Raw genomic sequence first — 19,322 nt, 5'->3', positions numbered from 1 at the left:
CTAAAAGCTATAGCTCTTTATCCAGTCACTGCATATTACGCTTTTTCGCACGTCGCCCATCTATGTAAACGGATGCGCCAAGCAAACAACTTGGCGTATCCTTCTTTATCATAATTTTGCGGCCTGAATATTGCCGTTTTCCACAAAGACTCGAATACCTTGTACGTTATCGTCCAAAAGAAGATCCGCGATGGCATCTTCTACCTTTTCTTGCATAACGCGGCGCAGTGGTCGCGCACCGAATGCTGGATGATAGCCGATTTCAGCAATTTTTTGCATTGCCTCTTCTTCCACAATCAGTTCGATGTGCTGTTCATCCAAATTCTCTTGCAATTCCTTAAATAGAAGCCCGACAATCTTCACTAGGCTTTCTCGTTCTAGATGATTGAACGGAATAATTCCATCAAAACGATTCAAAAATTCCGGCTTAAAGTAAGCAGATAAAGAATCTAGGAGATTACTGTGCTGTTCTTGTCCTAATGCACCGAATCCAACAGTTGCCTTTTTATCAGTCACACCTGCATTGCTTGTCATAATAATGATTGTGTCCTTAAAGCTGACCGTACGGCCCTGACTGTCTGTCAAACGACCGTCTTCTAGTATCTGCAGGAACATATGCTGTACATCTGGGTGTGCTTTTTCAATCTCATCAAGCAGAATAAGACTATACGGCTTTCTTCTGATCATCTCAGTCAACTGGCCTGCCTCCTCATGACCAACATAGCCTGGAGGAGAACCAATTAGCTTGGATACAGAATGCTTCTCCATATACTCACTCATATCAAGACGAATCATCGCTTCTCGATCTCCAAATACTTCCTCTGCCAGTGTTTTAGCAAGCTCTGTTTTTCCGACTCCCGTCGGTCCTACAAACAGGAAGGATGCTGTCGGTCTTGTTTTAGATTTCAGACCAACTCTGCCGCGGCGTACAGCCTTCGCAACCTTCTCGACAGCTTGCTCCTGCCCGATTACTCGTTCTGTCAGACGCTGCTGTAAATTCTGCAGCTTCTGTTGTTCCTGCTGCTGCAGCTTGCTTACAGGAATACCGGTTTTTTCTTCAATAATACGTTCAATATCCTGTACTGTTACAATTGCTTCAGGTTGCTCTGTTGCTTGTAATCTCTCAAGCAAACTCTTTTCCTCATCGCGAAGCTGAGCTGCTTTTTCATACTCTTCTTTCTCTGTCGCTTTCGCTTTTTCTGCACGAATACGATTTAACTCAAGCTCAAGACTTGCTGACTCCTGATTGCCTCCGCGCAGATTTACTTTTGAACCCGCTTCATCCAGCAAGTCAATCGCCTTATCCGGCAAATAACGATCCTGAATATAGCGATTGGAGAGCGTCACGCATGCTCGGATAACCTCATCCGGAATCTGAACTTGATGATAACGTTCATACTGGCCTTTCAAGCCCGTTAAAATCGAAACAGCCTCTTCTACAGAAGGCTCATTTACCATAACAGGCTGGAAGCGTCGCTCTAATGCTGCATCCTTTTCAATAATACGATACTCCTTTAAAGTCGTTGCGCCAATAATTTGGAGCTCACCGCGCGCCAATGCCGGTTTTAAAATATTCCCTGCATCCATAGAGCCCTGCGCAGAGCCCGCACCTACAATTGTATGAATTTCATCAATAAACAAAATAATGTTATGATTTTGCTGCAGTTCTTCGATCAACTGCTTCATACGTTGCTCGAATTGCCCGCGAATCCCTGTGTCAGACACTAAGGAAGCGACATCGAGTACGTAAATTTCCTTGTTCAATAATTTAGCTGGAACCTTTCCTTCGACAATGCGAAGTGCCAATCCCTCTGCAATCGCAGTTTTACCTACACCTGGTTCACCAATTAACACAGGATTATTTTTATTTCTTCGATTCAAGATCTCAATGACTCGATCAATTTCCTTCTCTCGGCCAATAACAGGATCAATACGGCCATTCTTTGCTGCATCGCTTAAATTACGTGCGATTTGCCCAAGCAAACTATTTTCCTTTACCACCTGTCGCTTTTCTGCTCCAGCGTTTGGCATTCCCTTTGGTGCTCCTCCTTCAAATAAATTAAAGAATCCACCAAATGGAGACCCTCCCATTACAAATGCATTCTGTCTTTCCTTTTCATAGCAAGCATGACAGAGATGCTTTTCGCTTTTTTGACCATTTACGCGAATATTCAATAGTACAGTAGCCATCTGTTGGCCGCATGCTTGACATTTCATATCACGCCACTCCTTTTCAATATATATTTATTTATAAAAAATCAGATTTGACTTTGACTTTCTTTGACCTTTGACGTACTTTTATTGTAATGATTTTATAATAATTATCAACTGGTATTTTCTACATATAAAAAGCCTCCTTTTTAGGGAGACTTACGTTTATTGTTACGAAAATGGGATGTACAGTCCCAATAGGAAGGGACTATACACTCCATTTTTAATACTCCACTAGGTATTCTAACAAAACATTTTGTTTCTTCTCTGGCTGATCAAGAGGGTAAATCGTAGCAGTTCCATTTTGCTCATCTACCTTCTCAATATAGATTTGATGACCATCAAATGTTACATTTGCCATGACTGGTGAAGCTGCAATTTCTTTCGCGCGTTGCTTATCCATGTGATTTTCCTCCCTATGATTCAGTAACTGTTATATTATTTTCACAACATGGTCTTGATATTCTCGTTTGCGAGGGAAATATTTCAGAAACAATTTCTCGTTAAAATTTAGCTAAAAAAATCATAGTGATTAGAATATCCGATTGAAACATACCGAAAACTAACCTCATCACAAGGGGGCAGTAGATAAATATGGAACTTTTATTCCGGAGTTTAGTTATATTGAAACAGCTAGAAATCTTGGTTCTAAATATTATCCTCGTGCGATAGAAATACTACAGCTAATAGGAGCAGGCGGATTTATTCAATTGCCTTCAAGTGTCCATGATTTCGAAGGTCCACTTTCACCTCTTTTAAAAGAGTATTTTAAGGGAGCAGGAGTAAATGCTGAAAAAAGAACAAAACTTTTTAAACTTGCGTGGGATTTAATAGGAAGTCCATTAGGCTCCCGACATGAATTATATGAACGATTTTATGCAGGAGACCCCATTCGAAATTTAGCAAATCAATATATAACTTTTGACAAAACAAGATTTAAAAAGATGGTGGAAAAGTATATTTAAATACACATTCGTAGACAATTCAACATATATTCCCTTGAAAAAAGGGGCTGACTCAAAAGGTTGCAGTTTAACAACCTTTTTTGAGAGCAGTCTCCTTTTTAGTCATATTTTGGATATAACTAGATGGTTCTTAGTGGGATTTCCGGCTTTTAGGGTGCCAGATTTCTTATATTCTTGTTTGTGTTGCCCGCTTTTTTAAAGTGTCAGGTTTCTTATCAGAGCATTTACATCTATTATTCTAAATAATCCGATTTAAAAAACGAAAATTTATTTCAAAAACAAAGCATTATACCTTATTGAATTTTATAAAAAAGGAATTATAATAAAAATAATTACATAACAAAGGAGATTTAACGTGGATTCCTTAGATTACAAAATTCTAAATCTTTTAATGTCCAATGGTCGGGCGACTTGGGCTGACTTGGCGGCGAATTTAGGAATGTCCGGTCCCGCTATCGCTGACCGGGTCCGTCGGCTGGAAGAACAAGGTGTTATTAATGGCTATACCGCCATTCTCAATTCGGAATCAGTGGGGTATGAAATGACTGCATTTATCTCCATCTCCATAGACCGATTAGAACATCGTGAATTATTTTTAAAACGAGTATCTGAAATCCCTGAAGTACAAGAGTGTCATCATGTCGCGGGGGAAGATGATTATCTAATGAAGGTTCGCTGTCGGGGAACAAAAGATTTGGATCGAATTATTAGTCAAGAATTACGAAAATTACCAGGTGTCTTGAAAACACGGACAACGATTGTACTTAATTCTTATAAAGACACGCAAAGAATTCCATTACCCACTGAAGAATAATTCATATTTCCAATTCCCATATAGAAAGGATTTGCATAGCATATGGCTTTTACACATTTGCACGAGCTTATTAAACTAGCTGAAAATCAGAACATGTCCATCGGAAGATTGATGTTAGAGATTGAAATCGAGCAGACTGGACGTTCCAAGCTTGAAATTCTCAACCAAATGGAACAACAATTTGAAGTTATGGTAGAGGCTGTGCGGAAGGGAATTCAGGAACCCGTGATGTCCCGTAGTGGTATCACAGGCGGAGATGCCTATCGGGTGTATGAATATATCAAGCAAGGAAATACATTTATCCATCCTCAAACGCTGCATACGATGGCCTATGCCCTCTCCGTTTCGGAAGTCAATGCAGGGATGGGACGCATTGTCGCAACGCCCACAGCAGGGTCAGCTGGAATATTGCCTGCAGTATTGGTATATGCGTTGGATACTGGACGTTACTCTCGAGATGCGATTATTTTAGCTATGATGACATCGGCCGCACTTGGTCTCGTAATTGCTAATTCTGCTTCCATTTCCGGAGCTGCAGGGGGATGCCAAGCTGAGGTCGGTTCCGCAACCGCCATGGCAGCGGGAGCATTAGTAGAACTCGGCGGCGGCACAGCAGAGCAAGTAGGACATGCTGTAGGATTGGCTTTAAAAAACTCCTTGGGGTTAGTATGCGATCCAGTTGGCGGCCTTGTAGAGGTTCCTTGTATCATTCGCAACGGCTTACACGCGATCACCGCTATGGCAGCCGCAGATATGGCATTAGCTGGGGTAAAAAGTATTATCCCTCCGGATGAAGTAATCCAGGTCATGCATGAAGTGGGTACAGAAATGCCGGCATCTCTTCGCGAAACAGGGATCGGCGGTCTTGCCGGAACACCTACGGGGCAAGCGCTGAGAGAAAAGATTTTTAACAAAAACGGGGGGTGATTCTCTTTGAAATATAGAAGTGCTTTTGAGATTATCGGCCCCATCATGGTGGGACCGTCTAGTTCCCATACAGCAGGAGCTGTTCGCATAGGAAACATCGCCCGACAGATCCTAGATGAACATCCGACAAAAGTGAATTTTCAACTTATGGGCTCCTTTGCCGAAACGTATCAAGGTCATGGTACAGACTTGGCTTTATTAGCAGGGATTTTAGGGATGACCACGGCTAGTAACGACATTCCTATATCCGATCAGATTGCGTCCAAAATGGGTGTCGACTATGTCTTTACGAAGGCAAATGCCGGGATGCATCATCCTAATACTGTTTTAATTGAGGCCAATGGGCCTACTCGCTCAGTAAAGTTACTTGCCAGCTCTTTAGGTGGAGGAAAGGCAGAGGTTCAAGAACTCTATGATCTTCCTGTAAAATTTACAGGAGAAAAGCCGACGTTAATTCTTTACCATACAGATCAAAAAGGTTTCTTAGCGGAGATATCCCATATTCTCAGGACACAGGGATATAATATCGCACGATTGACCTTGGAAAGATGGAAAAAAGGCGGATCCGCGATTACGATTTGTGAAGTCGACGAAATCATACGAGATGAGATCATTCAATCGATGAAGGCATCTATCCCCTTTTTAAAGGATATTCGATTAGTTCAAACTATTTAGGTCGACTCGCTTATAATGAATGTAATTTGCTGATCCGTATGCCAGTGATGCAAAAAGTGAAAATCCGAAACTGAGGAATTATAAGCGAATACTCCATACGTGTCGGATTGACATAACACTACATTCGAGGAAGTGGACATTTCCTCTAAATACAGAAGGCGGCAAGGGTTTCCCGCCCTTGCCGCCTTCTGATTGATTGCCTCGTTTATAAGAATGATGAATTATAGCTCTTCTCCATTCGTTGCAATCACATTTTTATACCAGAAAAAAGACTTTTTCTTCTTGCGTTCCAACGTACCGCTGCCATCATCATGCTTATCAACGTAGATAAAGCCATAACGCTTAGAGAACTCACCTGTTGACATACTTACCAAGTCAATACATCCCCAACTTGTATATCCCATTAGTTCCACACCATCTTCAATAGCCTCACGCATTGCCTTGATGTGATCACGCAAATAATCAATGCGATAGTCGTCGTTAATCGTTCCATCTTCTTCAACTGTATCAATTGCCCCTAAGCCATTTTCCACAACAAAGAGCGGAATGCGGTACCTATCGTACAGCTCGTTCAAAGAAATGCGCAAGCCCATTGGATCGATTTCCCATCCCCAGTCACTCGCCTTCAAAAATGGATTTCTTACACCAGATAGAATATTTCCTTGTGCCGCTTCTTCTGCTGTTTTCACCTTTTTCTCTGTTCGTGACATGTAATAGCTGAAGCCAATATAGTCTACCGTATTTTCTTTGATTAACTCTAAATCCCCTTCTTGTATTTCCAGCTCAATATTGTGCTCCTTGAAATAGCGCTTGATAAAAGCTGGATACTCCCCGCGCACTTGGACATCAGCACAAAAATAATTAAACAGCTGTTGCTCCCTAAGAGCGTACATTACATTTTCAGGGTTGCAATCATAAGCATATACTGGTGCATAAAGAATCATACAGCCAATTTGAGCATCTGGCATCATTTCATGGCATAGCTTTACCGCAATGCTGCTTGCAACGAACTGATGGTGGTATGCTTGGAAAGTAGGCTGATATTTGTCTTCTTCTTTTTGAATTGCAAAACCAAGACCCATAATCGGGAAATGCAAGCCGCTATTAATTTCATTAAATGTCATCCAATATTTTACTTTTCCCTTATAGCGATTGAAAATAGCATTTACATACCGCTCAAAGAAGGTTACAACTTGACGGCTTCTCCAACCGCCGTATTCTGTAACTAGGTTTACCGGCATTTCATAGTGGGAAATCGTTACAACCGGTTCAATACCATATTTATGCAATTCATCAAAAACGCGGTCATAAAAAGCTAACCCAGCCTCGTTTGGCTCTAACTCATCACCATTTGGAAAAATGCGTGTCCACGCAATGGACATGCGATATACTTTAAAGCCCATTTCTGCGAATAACGCGATATCTTCTTTGTAACGATGGTAGAAGTCAATTGCTTCATGGTTTGGGTAGCTGTACTTTTCTTTATCAATTGTAAAGTCAAAACCAGGTGACAGTAAGATTTTAAGACGCTCTTTACCGCCAGGAAGAACATCCGCAATATTCATTCCCTTGTTTCCTTCATAAAATCCGCCTTCCACTTGGTTGGCAGCCGTTGCTCCGCCCCATAGAAAACCTTCCGGGAACTTACTCTCTACATGGTTCATATTCCATATCTCCTATCTGTTCATGTATCAGCATGCTGTAATATCTCTCTGTTAAAGATTATAGGTAGTTTTGCGGTAAAAATACATAGAGGACAGCGCATTAGACACATATGCCGCCCGATGTCATTTGTTACATCTAAAAAACATAGTGTTTCCTGAAGGAACAAGGAACAATGTGAACAAGTGATTATTATTAGGAAGGCCACAATGTTTCAAGCGAAGTTCTGGCAGTATTCAATGAACTAATGAACTGGAGTACTCGGTTTACAAGTATGTGCTTGCTAATGGAGAGAAGATGATTTACATGCGGATTCGCAATCTGGCCGACCAAACCCGCGTTTCTACATCAGCCATTTTACGATTTTACCGCAAACTCAACTATGTCTGCTTCTTAAAGTTCAAAGTCAAACTAAAGCTGTACCCGGATCAGAAACATCAAGACACACGTAAAAGGTTGGATCATAATGACCCAACCTTATCATAATGTCACAGAAGCCTTCGCAACAAATCAGCTCGGTTCTGCACCTGCAGCTTTTTGTAAGCTGATCTTAAATGCTTTTTAACCGTTGCCTCAGTAATATACAGTGCTTTTCCAATCTCTATATTGGAAAGTCCCTGAATAACATGCTGGATAACCTCCTGCTCTCTTTCAGTCAATCCTTGCATCATTTTTTGAATTTTATCAGCTTGACTTTTGTCTGCTAAGGAATCAGAATCCTCCTTCGTGCGAAGACCTGTTCTTCGCAGAAGGTCCTCAAATAAGGTGCGCAACTTCTCGCCTCTTGTATCTAGAAAAAATGTAGGGGTGGGTGTAACTCCATCATAATATGTATGATACGTATTCGGTATTTCTTGAAAACCTAAGCTTCGGTGGCTTTGTAGCAGAATTGGATTCGGCGGCGGAGAAGCAGCAATAATACCGCCCGTTACCATCATTGAAAATATGAGTGCCATTGCTTGCATCGACATAAGAGGGTTCATCGGCTCTAACACATCGATAATTCGAATATACCATCCCGCTTGACTGCTTGCCGGAACAAGAAACTCTTTATATTCTTTTGAAGATAGGCTATTTATGTATACAGAGGCAAGCGGGTCCTTGTTCATATAAGGAATTGTAGAAATATTAATCGGAAATATAACGGACAGCCCTACAGCTTCTCCAGCCTGATTTCTTAGCAACTTCACAATATTGTTGTTTAACGAAACAAGCTCTTTTAAGGACAAATCCTTCGCTTTTATAACATCTAACGAATGTGTTTCAGAACCTTGGCGCGCCGCTTCTTGTTCATATCGACGCTCCATATAATGCTCTCCATCCGCTAGGTTACAGAGACTTAACTCCTCCCATACGTATTGTTCCTGCTCAGTAGGGGTGACAAGCCAGCGAATGGATGCATCGCCGATGTAGGCAAAGCATTCACGGACATGCCAAGTCGTACTTCCATCACGCGGAGATTGCATAATACGATTCACTTGCAATTCCGCACACCGCGCAAGCAGCTCCCGATATTTATTCGGTGTATGTTCCATTATGAGCTTACTTAATGCTTCCCGCATGACATCGTGTAATGTCCAGCCTTTTCCTGTTTTTCTGACGAATGATAATTTACAAAGGCTGGAAAACTCTTCAGCCGTAATATCTTCTCCGCCGTTTACGAAGCTGATAGACTCTCGATCGAAATATCGAAGCACAGAAACAACTTCCACCCACTCTCGGAAATCCTCGTTCGGTACCTCCCGCAGCCATTGCTCAACTAGCAGCGAAAACCATTCCTCATCTTCAGCCTCTGACATGCTCTCGGACCAAGTAGCTGCTGCTAAGGAAAGTGCTAAAGGATGCCCTTTTGTTTTCTCCCATATTTTCTTTTGGACAGGAGCATCCAACACACCGCATTTTGCTAAATATTCATTAGATTGTTCCTCAGAAAGCCCTCGTAATGAAATTTGTTGTACACGCTCTCTCCATGCTGGTGACAAAATCCATACTCCCTGAAGCGGCTTTCTCCCCGCTAAAATAGTAAGGACATTTCGCGGAAGCCATTGTAAAATGTTCTCCCGAAGCCAACCATCTAAATCTATCATTTCCTCATAATTATCAAAAGCTAGCGTTACACAACCGCTGTTAGATAATTCACAGATTTGATCTAGGATACCCTTTGAGGGATCATGAATATGTAACGTATCCGCCGCACCGTTCATGAGACGGAGAAAATGACGACATAGCTGCTCCGGCGTATGGACAAACTCTCGGCTGTCTATGAGAATAAAAGAAGCACCTTCTCTCAGAGACCTCCTTCTAAATGCATCGAGAAGAGTCGTTTTCCCCATGCCTCCCGTCCCATGCATGGACCAAATAAATTTCTGACCTTTTCCTAAAAGAAATTGATTGTAGCTGTGCAGCTCTTGCTCTCGGCCGATTAGAAATTCTTCTTCCCGCTGTTGAATATTACTTAATTTTCCATCCACCTATGCCAAGCCTCCTTTCCTATTTTTCAAATCTTTCTTTACGAAAAGTATACTTTAAAAGAAACATAACGGTGTACATTCTTAAGCAAATTCTTATCGGCAAATACCCGTACATCCTCCATCATTTCTCCCTGCGTATACACGTAAGTATACCTGCGGGTCATATCGTATGCGCCGTAAATTCAATATAGTAATAACTAAGGCGCCATCATACATGACTAAAGGAGTGTTTCATATGAGTTTACAACCACCCCCTGTCCATAAGAGGATTTCGATCGTTGATATTTTGCGGGGAATTGCAGTGTTCGGCATCTTTTTTGTCAATGTCCGATATTTAAGTACACCCGACGTATATTACGAACAATACAGCCTGATCCCTAAAGGAGATGAATCAGTTAATGAGTGGATCCGGCTTATCCTTGAGGCATTTTGTTCAGGAAAATTTTATCCGATTTTATCTCTTCTGTTCGGTTTCGGTTTTTATGTTATTATGCAGCGTGCAGAACAAAGCAGGAAAAAGATTTACAGCTTTTTCTTTCGCAGAATGCTTGTATTATTTGGATTTGGCACACTTCATATGACATTTTTCTACGGAGGTGACGTTCTTCACGTATATGCACTTTTAGGCTGCTTGCTTATGCTGTTTTACCGGAGAAAGGCAAAAACTGTTTTAACATGGGCTATTTCTATCATTGTACTTTTTTTAACAATGTTCTCACTTGCATTCACCCAGCCAGGAGCCGATATACAGGCAAACAACATAAGCAATTATGAGCTGGCAAAGCAAAAAGCAGCTACGGCGACAGAAATGTATCAAAACGGCAATTATATAGAGTGGCTGCCATATCATATCAAGGATTCTGTTATCCCTTCATTAACACTAGAAATTATTACGTTTCCAAGTATCTTTGCAATGATGCTGTTAGGATTTTATTTCGGGCGAATCGGTGTGTTCCATCAGATCGAAAAGTATTTAGGATTGTTTCGAAATATGCGGGATGTCTTCGGATTATTAAGCTTGCTTGCTGTCACACTTCTAGTTGTTACAAGACTGCAGTTTGTAAACATCGGCGCATATGAAGGCCCGCTTGCCCAACTCCTTGTATATGGATTCGGTATCTTTATGAGCTTGTTTTATATCTCATCCATTGTATTGCTGTACCAAAAACCGATTGGGCAGAAGCTGCTAAAGCCGTTTCAATTTGTCGGAAAGATGACGTTAACAAACTATCTTCTGCAATCTTTCATTTCTGTCATCCTGTTTGTCGGATTCGGGTTATTTGCAAAATTAAATTACGTTATGATTCTGGCAGTATGCTTCGCTATATTTTTCATTGAAATTGGATTAAGCTGCTGGTGGATGAGCCGCTTTGCATACGGCCCAATGGAGTGGCTATGGAGACGATTAACTTATGGAAATTTACAGCAGTCTGGGTCACCGATTCCAAATTCTTCTATGAAATCATCTTAAGAGTAAGCACCCAATACTCCCCATCTATGAATTAGGCGTGGAGTATTTTATTTTATGATAGAAACAAGTCCGATAAAGAGTGGAATCCCGATGTACTCCGCAAACTTCATAAGCAGGTACTTGGTTTTACGGAAAACATCTATCTGTAAGTGAAGAATAATACAAGCCGTGGTAAAAAAGGTAAATACCACGGCTATATGTGTTGGTATCGAATTGTTTTACAAAAAAGGATTAAAAAAATCATAAGTTTTTCCGATCAGGGTGCGAAATGTGAGTTTCATAATGCTTTCAAGCTTCTCTCTTGCCTCTTCATCTAACTCTTAAAACATACATACCAGCTCGATTTCCTTACTGTGGTCTGTTCTTTCTGCCACCTGCCCCCCCCTCCACCAGGGCCAGATGTTTTTGCAGTGGTTACACCTGACTCATCTAGCCATGTGACAGAGTCAGAAATTTCAAATTCTACCACCTTTGTTCCGCCGTTATAATCTCCATCAGTATACAGGCCGTCTGTGTTTGTTCCTGTAGCTGTTCCTTCTGTATATAATGTATAAGTGTAACTGCCTTAATTATTATCGGTATCTCATCCAACGTTCTGTTATCACTAGGGATGGTTGGAGCATTGTCAATCGTACGTTTCAGAACACCGATTAAAGATCCTATGGATATTGTTTATATTTTCTGCTCCATTGTTTCAGGTATTTTATACGGCGCTGGCTTCGTCCTATTAGCCATTGTGGGTGCTATCTTAATCGGCTTAGTATTAATTATTTTCGTAAATCGCATTGCAGTTGAAAATCCATATTTATTAGTTATCAGATACAGCCAAACCTCCATTGAAACCGTTTTGGAGCATGTGATTTCTAAACATGCAAAAAAACATTCTTTAAAATCAAAATCTGTTATGCCTGGAAATGATTATGAAGTAACGTACGAAATTCGTGTAAAAGAAAATGACATGGGCTTTCTTAATCATATCTCTAGCTTAGACGAGGTGAAATCAGCAATCATGCTAAGCTACGACGGTAACTTTACAGCTTAATTAAAGAAGGTCTATCAGAAGATAGGAAAGCAAATAGAGAAAATCAACGCTAGTATTTATTCAATTAGCCATCTAAGGCTCTTAAAATAAGTGCTGGTGCTCTTTTCATCACTATTCTAAATTGCTAATGATGATTGTTTTCTTTCATACATACAAATCAATAAGCTCATTGCTAAGGAAAGCATTCAGGAATGCCATACAAAGCTGAAGGGGATTTATAGCTATCGAGGAGTTATAGTTTGGTTGAGACGTATGCACGGCTTACAGGTAAACCATAAGCGTGTACAACGCCTCATGCGTGAGCTGGGAATTCGTGCGTTCATTCGAAAGAAACGCCCCTACTATGGCAAGAAAGAAGTATATGTCATTTTTTCCAATCTCTGATTATGTAGTCTGTATGTAAGAAAAAAGAGGCTCTACGCCCTCATATTGGACATAGTAACCTCTTCTCATTATATTATAGTATGTTTAACGCTCGGCTCTGCCTTTGTATTTATTGGCATGTCTTTCCTCTTCTTTATTGTATCTTCCCTATTGCTTTCTTTTGATTTAGCTCTCTTTTTATTGTTATCGTACAAAACACAGGCATTCTTCTAAGGATATAAAAGGCATTCTGCTACGTTCTTGTTTTTTGATATTTTTCTAATCTGTAGATCTAAAGAACGAAGAGATTTTTTTAAGCCTTTTTCTTTCTTCTCCCCATTCGTGTTTCTCTGGTTTCTTCATGGATAAATTCTGTTTCTATATCTTGTTTCTCTTCTGCTGATCTATACTGTTCCATATTCTCCTCTTGCCTTGATTCATGCGAGCGGGTTGTTTGCTGTGCCGGGGATTCATATCGAGATTTTGACACTTTAACACCAATCTTCGGCAGACTCGGAACAGGAATTGTAATTTTCCATCCCTTTCGATGTTTTCTCTGTTTCGATTTATTCGGCTTCCACCATTTTTCCCGTTTAGGAGAAGGTTTTGTTATATTTCCCAGCCATCCCCCAAATAAAAATCCAATCCCGAATGGCAGCAAATATATTTGTTCTGACGTAGTTACATACATAATACGCTGTAGCGCTTCTAGCGAACCGACCTGTTTTACATCCCATAACAAAGATGCCCATAACCCAAGCAATCCTATCGTAATCGCATACGTACGAAACCGGAACAAAAATGGTATAACAGCAATACATGCCGAAATTTTCATATTTTCCAAGAGGGAACTTGTCGTTATATACGGGTTTCGAAGCAATAACAAGAATGTAATAAATACAGCATATGCTATCCAACTAAATACTCGCAAATTGGTTCGTTTGGCAAAATAACTTCCCAAGCTAATGAAAAATAACAATCCTCCCACAACTAGCGATAATATAAGAGGGAATTGTTTCATAACACCTGCAATTGGAAACAGGCAGCTGAGTATCATTAACAGTACATCCAGTTTCTTCACACTTCTCCATTCCTTTCAATTTACTATCTTTTCTACTTTTACATTATAAAGAATTTCGAAGTGATTTTCTTACCTTTTCTATAATTTTATCATTCTCCGACATTCATCCCCCCACTTCAAGTACGTTATGGGCATAGCCCAGTGGAAACAGAAGCTTAACTCCATTTAGAATCGATAACATGTTCTTGCATCACCGTCATGTTGCCGCAAAGGCTAGAGGACCAAGCTCCAGGATGGCAGGTGCATTGGTGCAAGAACATAGCAAGCCGTATAGGATGAAAAAAGAGAAACAGCTATCACTACCTGACTAGACACAGGGGTACCTTGGTGTCCCTGTGTCTGTAAGGGACGTGTGAGCTCTCCCTATTCGCCCATGAGAAGCTTGTTGAACGGCTCTGTATTTCGCTTCCTAGGAAGCAAATACGGAATCCCCCACCTCAAGGAGCAGTAGCGAATAGGTGGGGGTAGTTCAATGTTATCTATAATGTCGTCTCCTGTATTGATTAGAACAAGTTTCACATATTCATCCGGTTCTCCAATTGCAATTTCATACTGTTTTTTGTTAGAAGACAGCCAGACTTGATACGAAACAGGTTTTACTTCATCCTTCTTCATCTCAAGGTTCAAAAGCTAAAGCATTACTATATATACTCTATATAATATTCCACCTTAACAAATACATTTTATAAGTTCTTACAAGCAGGATGTTTTGGGCATTGGAAAAATTTAAACGGGTTGAAAAATGTGGTAATTTTTATTAATTTAAACCCTTTAAGTTGTTACATTTCTTTTGAAGCATGCTCTATTACCTGTTCTTTATCATCAGCAAGGGATATTAATGTGCCTATGACTTCATCAAGTTCTGGTGACCCAACAAATATTCCCTCATTTGCGTTTCTTTCTTGCTCAATGAGAGCAACAACAGCTTTTACTAGGGCTTCATCCTTTTTCATAGCTTTTAGTCTCCTTTCTCCATATCCCATAACCCCCTGCCCATAAAACCTCTAGAGGGCAATTTGAAGGCTTTAGTAGATAGTGTATACACCTAACTTCCAAAATACACAACATTTTTGATTGAAGTGCCGAAGGATAAAAAGGTTTCATTACACCATAAACAAGTTGGTACAATTTTGTTTTTGATTTTACACCATGCATGGGAAAGCTGACTCCTGGGCGAAACATATAAGCAGATTTAAAAGGTAGACGAAGTAAATCATTCTCTATCTTTCCCTTCACTCTGGCCCATATGATACGCCCTTTTTCTGTGCTGTCTGTTCCACTTCCAGAAACATAAATAAATGTACAAATCAATCGTAATTGTTAATTATCTTTAATTTTGATATACAACGCTTCCAATTTTTCGAAAGCTTGCAATCTATCATTACCAAAACTAAAGGATACAGCTCGTTCAAGGTTAAGCAGCTCTAAGTGTTCGTTTACGAAAGCAGCCGCCTCGTCATTTGTTAACGGGTGGACAAAATAATATTCTTCCTGTGTCTCCCGAGAAGAGTATGCCAGCCGATACATGACGTTACGCCATTTCGTGTACTCCGGTTTATATGTCACATAGATGGTACAGTCATTAATCCAATAAAAATCCTCCATCTCATGTGCGACTTTTTCCATCCCGCAGACGCTGAAACAAGGATGTATGGAATGAGACGTTTCACCTCTGCAAAACCCATAATCATGATCTTTTGCTCTTATATAATTTCGGATTTCACGAAGTTTTGCCTCCTTTGACGATTCCATAAATGATTCCATAAATGATTCCATGGTATGCACTCCTCGTGAATTTTCTAATCATTTTAAGTCACTTCGATTTAGCTAAATTCGATGTCTGTAAAAAAAGCATTATTGATTGATTGATTAATCAACATCTATCTATAATTGTAAATAAGAAGAAAGCGTCTTCAATCGTTAAATGAACGTAATTTGTTGCTTATTGAACAAATCTGATAAAATTGTTAATTATCTTTAAGGAAGTTTGGTGAACCTTTCAATGTCTAAAGTGGATAGACAAATAACTAAAAGCCAAGAACCATCAAAAAAGCTGTTATTGAACTATATCTGAAAAAACTTTAATGACATTACGAACAGGCAGTTTGTTCAAGTATAATACTTCACAAAGTTATAGAAAAAGCCAATCTTCCTACTTTGGAAAATCGACCTTTCTTCTGTTATTAATTTTTAAACAATAAGATGTCATCACACCACAATTAATTATGACCAACTATTGGATGCGGTACATACGGCTCTTCTAGGAACGCAATTTCTTCCGGTGTTAGCTTAATTGATAGAGCACCTACGGCATCTTCGAGGTGAGATATTTTCGTAGCACCGATAATAGGAGCTGTTACCGGTTCTTTCTGTAGCAACCAGGCAAGTGCGATATGGATACGTGGAACACCATATTTTTCTGCGATTGCTGCAACCCGCTCCACGACCAACCGATCTGCATCAGCAGTCGCATCGTATTTAGACTTTTGAATTTGATCCGTTTCGGAACGATGCGTTGTTTCCGACCAATCACGAGTCAATCTCCCTGATGCGAGTGGGCTATATGGAGTCACCCCAATTTTTTCCTCCTTACAAAGAGGCAGCATTTCCCGTTCCTCTTCACGGTATATGAGGTTTAAATGATTCTGCATCGACACAAAGCGAGTCCACCCATTTTTCTCCGCTACATGCAGTGCCTTTTGGAACTGCCATGCGTACATGGCAGAAGCACCAATATATCTCGCCTTCCCCGCCTTCACAACATCATGCAATGCTTCCATCGTTTCTTCAATAGGAGTATTGTAATCCCAGCGGTGGATAATATAAAGGTCTACATAATCAGTTCCCAGTCTTTTAAGGCTCTTATCAATTTCGCTCATGATTGCCTTTCGGGAAAGACCGGCACCATTTGGACCTTCATGCATACGACCATGAACCTTCGTTGCAAGTACAATTTCATCACGATTGGCATAATCCTTTAGAGCTCGTCCAAGAATTTCTTCACTTGTTCCCATTGAATACACATTCGCCGTATCAAAAAAATTGATTCCAAGATCAAGAGCTTTTTTAATAATAGGACGACTGCGCTCTTCATCGAGTACCCATTGATGAATCCACCGCTCTGCTACACCAAAGCTCATGCAGCCAAGACAAAACCTAGATACATCCAAGCCTGTATTTCCAAGTTTCACATATTCCATTTGATTATTCCTCACTTTCTTTTATTAGCCTCTTTCATTTCAGTTGTTGTTTATCATGACCTCTGTACTACTGATTATGCAACAAATGAGAAAGAAACCGTTATCACATTCGTATCAAGTTTTTGCCTAATTCTCTCACAACTATTTACGCAATCGACAAATATACGATAGAATAAAACTATCAAAGATGAAGGAATAAGGAGAATCACATATGTCTGAGCAAGTATACAAACAGCAGCATGAACTTGCCAAACTCATTGAACGTTATTCAGGGCAGGACGGTGTTCGCCCGACTGCTATTCCGTCTTTATTTTTCATCCGTGAATCTATTATTACCGAACCAATTTCTAGAGTTAACGAGCCATCCTTTTGTATTATCGTCCAAGGAGAGAAGGAGGTATTGTTGGCAGAGGAGCGCTTTCGGTACGGTCCTGCCGATTACATTGTGGCATCCGTTGACTTGCCAGTTACCGGGCAAGTTATCAAAGCCTCTTCTGACGCTCCATACTTGGCTCTCAAACTTGAATTTACACCGAGTCAAATCTTGGAGATTTTAAGTGATTCAGAAATTCGGGTTGGACGGGGAAAAAATGCAAAACGAGCTATGTTTGTCAGCAAAGTAGAGCCATCTCTGTTGGATGCAGTAGTCAGGTTAGCCTGTTTGCTAGACAATCCGAAACATATCCCGGTACTTGCTCCTTTATTCACAAAGGAAATTCTCTATTGGATTCTACAAGGTCCGCATGGGGATGCACTGGAACAAATGGCATTAGAAGGTAGCAATGCCTATCGAATTAGAGACGTTATCGAACATATCATCAATAACTATGATAGATCCTTTCGAATTGAGGAGCTTGCGGAAATAGCGAATATGAGTGTTTCTTCGCTTCATCGGCACTTCAAAGAGGTTACGGCTATGAGCCCGATTCAGTTCCAAAAACAACTGAGACTGCAGGAAGCTAGACGTCTGTTATTAGCTGAGTCAACAGATGTCGCTGATGTCGCATTCTGTGTAGGCTATGAAAGTCAATCGCAATTCAGTCGTGAATATTCCCGCATGTTTGGTTTTCCGCCTAGAGAAGATATAAAGCGCCTGAGGGAGAAATATGACCAAGCGATAAACGCATGAATTGCTTTTTGTACTAACGTGCAGGCTAGTTTAAAAAGAGTTTTCTAAGTGTTCCTTCGAGATAATTTTTATATGTCAGGGAGAAAAGATTATGAAGCCCGTTTTCAAGTGAAAAAGCAGCCGTTTTTGGGCCATAGCTATCAATTTTAGTACGTCGCGTCCGATGCCAGAGGCATCGGACGCGTTTTTTATGGAAAAGAAAAACCAGCAACAAGTGCCGGCCTCAAATTTTGTTAACTGAATCCCTAACGATAAAGCATACGGATCATTTCTGACTTGATTCAAGATTTGTTCATAGTGTTTCTCGTGAATTCGCAGCTCATCAATTCTTACCTTCACGATTGGCTCCCCCTTTTTATGTATTTATTTTACTCACATCGCCATTCGTATAAGGAATGGCGATGTGAGATAAAACCATGAAGCCTTATTAGTGTAATTAAAAGACCAACTGCACCAAAGGTGACATTCACGCATTTCTGACGGCAGGCATAATTTCTGACTATCAGCAGCCATGTTCAATTTACTTCCAGAACAGACTGTATATATCTGCGGCACCTCCAAGTCTATCTGCTCTGGGTTAAAAGTTGCCTATATGGTCTACGGGGATGCGCTACGTAAGAATATTTTGCAGGCCATTTTTAACGTCAATGTGAAAACGTCCTCTTTAGATGCAGAGGTAATCACAGAGCTTATGCTATCAGGAAAGGCTCATGAAATTGTCTCTCAAAAGAAACAGCTTGCAGAAGCTGCAAACGATATGTACCTGAAATACTTTCCTCACAGAAAACTCGGTGAGCATCCGCTAAGCTTTTATCGCTGGCTCCCCATTCAAGGGCATCATGATGCTTTCAAGCTGGAAATGGATCTACAAAAGCATGGCGTTCGAGTGTTTCATTCTGATCGTTTTCTCAGCGGGCAGACTACACCTAATAAGTATTTACGCATTGCGCTTTCTTCGACAAACTCATTGGATGAGTTAAAAATAGGATTAGGGATCCTAAAACAGTATCTTGGTTAGTTCGAGACGCGCAAAAGTTTAATATTTATCTTGTAAAAAGATAAATCAGTTTATTTCTTATGCTCATCAAGTCAGGAACGCAGGTTACCCCCAAATGAAAGATACGCGTCTTTGTTACAAAAAGCTCTAAAATTTCGTTCTGGGGGTGCTGCAAAATGTCCTCTGCATACTTATTTTGAAGGAACAAAAAGGGCTGCTGACGTGATCAACAGCCTAGTACTTGCACATACCGCAACTTATTGACTGACACATTAGAAAAGCAAATGTCAGAACAGATTCATACCGCCAAACTA

Annotated in this window: 18 protein-coding genes and 2 pseudogenes; 10 read left to right on the top strand and 10 right to left on the bottom strand. The window is 40.4% G+C overall.

The genetic code is table 11. The features are described from left to right. Positions 1-108 precede the first annotated feature (108 nt). Together AC6HZ4_RS12590 and AC6HZ4_RS12585 are read right to left on the bottom strand one after the other, a co-directional pair. Positions 109-2,217: an ATP-dependent Clp protease ATP-binding subunit gene (locus AC6HZ4_RS12590; protein WP_497495363.1), complete on the bottom strand. Its 2,109-nt coding sequence runs from the start codon at positions 2,215-2,217 to the stop codon at positions 109-111. Positions 2,218-2,434: 217 nt separating this feature from the next. After that, entirely contained in the window at positions 2,435-2,614 is a 180-nt protein-coding gene (locus AC6HZ4_RS12585; RefSeq protein WP_497495361.1) for a small acid-soluble spore protein H, read from the bottom strand. 202 nt (positions 2,615-2,816) lie between these two features. Here AC6HZ4_RS12585 and AC6HZ4_RS12580 point away from each other — a divergent pair. The 4 genes and pseudogenes from AC6HZ4_RS12580 to sdaAB all read left to right on the top strand — a co-directional run. After that, a pseudogene (locus AC6HZ4_RS12580) lies at positions 2,817-3,176 on the top strand (4-hydroxyphenylacetate 3-hydroxylase C-terminal domain-containing protein); the annotation flags it as partial. 355 nt (positions 3,177-3,531) lie between these two features. Further along, a complete protein-coding gene (locus tag AC6HZ4_RS12575; RefSeq protein WP_497495360.1) occupies positions 3,532-3,990 on the top strand; it encodes an Lrp/AsnC family transcriptional regulator in 459 nt (152 codons plus the stop codon). 42 nt (positions 3,991-4,032) lie between these two features. Further along, a complete protein-coding gene (gene sdaAA / locus AC6HZ4_RS12570) occupies positions 4,033-4,917 on the top strand; it encodes an L-serine ammonia-lyase, iron-sulfur-dependent, subunit alpha (protein WP_497495359.1) in 885 nt (294 codons plus the stop codon). A gap of 6 nt (positions 4,918-4,923) precedes the next feature. Beyond that, entirely contained in the window at positions 4,924-5,592 is a 669-nt protein-coding gene (gene sdaAB / locus AC6HZ4_RS12565) for an L-serine ammonia-lyase, iron-sulfur-dependent subunit beta (protein WP_497495358.1), read from the top strand. Positions 5,593-5,813: 221 nt separating this feature from the next. Here the strand turns inward: sdaAB and AC6HZ4_RS12560 are convergent, their stop codons facing one another. Then, positions 5,814-7,256, bottom strand: coding sequence for a glycoside hydrolase family 1 protein (locus tag AC6HZ4_RS12560; RefSeq protein WP_497495357.1), 1,443 nt, complete (start codon positions 7,254-7,256; stop codon positions 5,814-5,816). 250 nt (positions 7,257-7,506) lie between these two features. Here AC6HZ4_RS12560 and AC6HZ4_RS12555 point away from each other — a divergent pair, with 250 nt between their 5' ends. Beyond that, the gene (locus AC6HZ4_RS12555; protein ID WP_497495698.1) at positions 7,507-7,740 is read left to right on the top strand and encodes a hypothetical protein; all 234 of its coding nucleotides are present in this window, start codon (positions 7,507-7,509) and stop codon (positions 7,738-7,740) included. 2 nt (positions 7,741-7,742) lie between these two features. Here AC6HZ4_RS12555 and AC6HZ4_RS12550 read toward each other — a convergent pair whose 3' ends face one another. Continuing rightward, a complete protein-coding gene (locus tag AC6HZ4_RS12550; RefSeq protein ID WP_497495356.1) occupies positions 7,743-9,725 on the bottom strand; it encodes a response regulator transcription factor in 1,983 nt (660 codons plus the stop codon). 235 nt (positions 9,726-9,960) lie between these two features. Here AC6HZ4_RS12550 and AC6HZ4_RS12545 point away from each other — a divergent pair, with 235 nt between their 5' ends. From AC6HZ4_RS12545 to AC6HZ4_RS12535, 3 genes are all read left to right on the top strand, one after another. Further along, complete coding sequence (locus AC6HZ4_RS12545; protein ID WP_497495354.1) at positions 9,961-11,196, top strand: DUF418 domain-containing protein; 1,236 nt, start codon at positions 9,961-9,963, stop codon at positions 11,194-11,196. Between the two features lie 550 nt (positions 11,197-11,746). Then, positions 11,747-12,238, top strand: a complete 492-nt coding sequence (locus AC6HZ4_RS12540) for a DUF4956 domain-containing protein (protein WP_497495697.1) — start codon at positions 11,747-11,749, stop codon at positions 12,236-12,238. A gap of 120 nt (positions 12,239-12,358) precedes the next feature. Continuing rightward, the gene (locus AC6HZ4_RS12535; RefSeq protein ID WP_497495696.1) at positions 12,359-12,622 is read left to right on the top strand and encodes an IS3 family transposase; all 264 of its coding nucleotides are present in this window, start codon (positions 12,359-12,361) and stop codon (positions 12,620-12,622) included. Positions 12,623-12,914: 292 nt separating this feature from the next. Here the strand turns inward: AC6HZ4_RS12535 and AC6HZ4_RS12530 are convergent, their stop codons facing one another. The 5 genes from AC6HZ4_RS12530 to AC6HZ4_RS12510 form a co-directional block, all read right to left on the bottom strand. Beyond that, positions 12,915-13,682: a DUF3959 family protein gene (locus AC6HZ4_RS12530; protein WP_497495353.1), complete on the bottom strand. Its 768-nt coding sequence runs from the start codon at positions 13,680-13,682 to the stop codon at positions 12,915-12,917. A gap of 363 nt (positions 13,683-14,045) precedes the next feature. Further along, positions 14,046-14,297: a hypothetical protein gene (locus AC6HZ4_RS12525; protein ID WP_497495352.1), complete on the bottom strand. Its 252-nt coding sequence runs from the start codon at positions 14,295-14,297 to the stop codon at positions 14,046-14,048. Positions 14,298-14,461: 164 nt separating this feature from the next. Beyond that, entirely contained in the window at positions 14,462-14,635 is a 174-nt protein-coding gene (locus AC6HZ4_RS12520) for a hypothetical protein (protein WP_497495351.1), read from the bottom strand. A 367-nt stretch (positions 14,636-15,002) separates the two neighbouring features. Then, on the bottom strand, positions 15,003-15,458 hold the full coding sequence (locus AC6HZ4_RS12515) for a hypothetical protein (protein WP_497495349.1): 456 nt from the start codon (positions 15,456-15,458) through the stop codon (positions 15,003-15,005). Between the two features lie 443 nt (positions 15,459-15,901). Beyond that, complete coding sequence (locus AC6HZ4_RS12510) at positions 15,902-16,882, bottom strand: aldo/keto reductase (RefSeq protein WP_497495348.1); 981 nt, start codon at positions 16,880-16,882, stop codon at positions 15,902-15,904. 211 nt (positions 16,883-17,093) lie between these two features. Between AC6HZ4_RS12510 and AC6HZ4_RS12505 the strand changes: the two genes are divergently transcribed. Then, complete coding sequence (locus tag AC6HZ4_RS12505; RefSeq protein ID WP_497495347.1) at positions 17,094-18,011, top strand: AraC family transcriptional regulator; 918 nt, start codon at positions 17,094-17,096, stop codon at positions 18,009-18,011. A 75-nt stretch (positions 18,012-18,086) separates the two neighbouring features. On the opposite strand, the gene AC6HZ4_RS12500 is transcribed toward AC6HZ4_RS12505, so the two are convergent. Beyond that, on the bottom strand, positions 18,087-18,350 hold the full coding sequence (locus tag AC6HZ4_RS12500) for a hypothetical protein (RefSeq protein WP_497495346.1): 264 nt from the start codon (positions 18,348-18,350) through the stop codon (positions 18,087-18,089). A 122-nt stretch (positions 18,351-18,472) separates the two neighbouring features. On the opposite strand from AC6HZ4_RS12500, the pseudogene AC6HZ4_RS12495 reads away from it, so the two are divergent. Then, a pseudogene (locus AC6HZ4_RS12495) lies at positions 18,473-19,029 on the top strand (aminotransferase-like domain-containing protein); the annotation flags it as partial. Between the last annotated feature and the right edge of the window lie 293 nt (positions 19,030-19,322).

It is taken from the genome of Ectobacillus sp. OTK (genome assembly GCF_059698935.1).
This window is presented reverse-complemented; position numbering and strand designations above follow the sequence as displayed.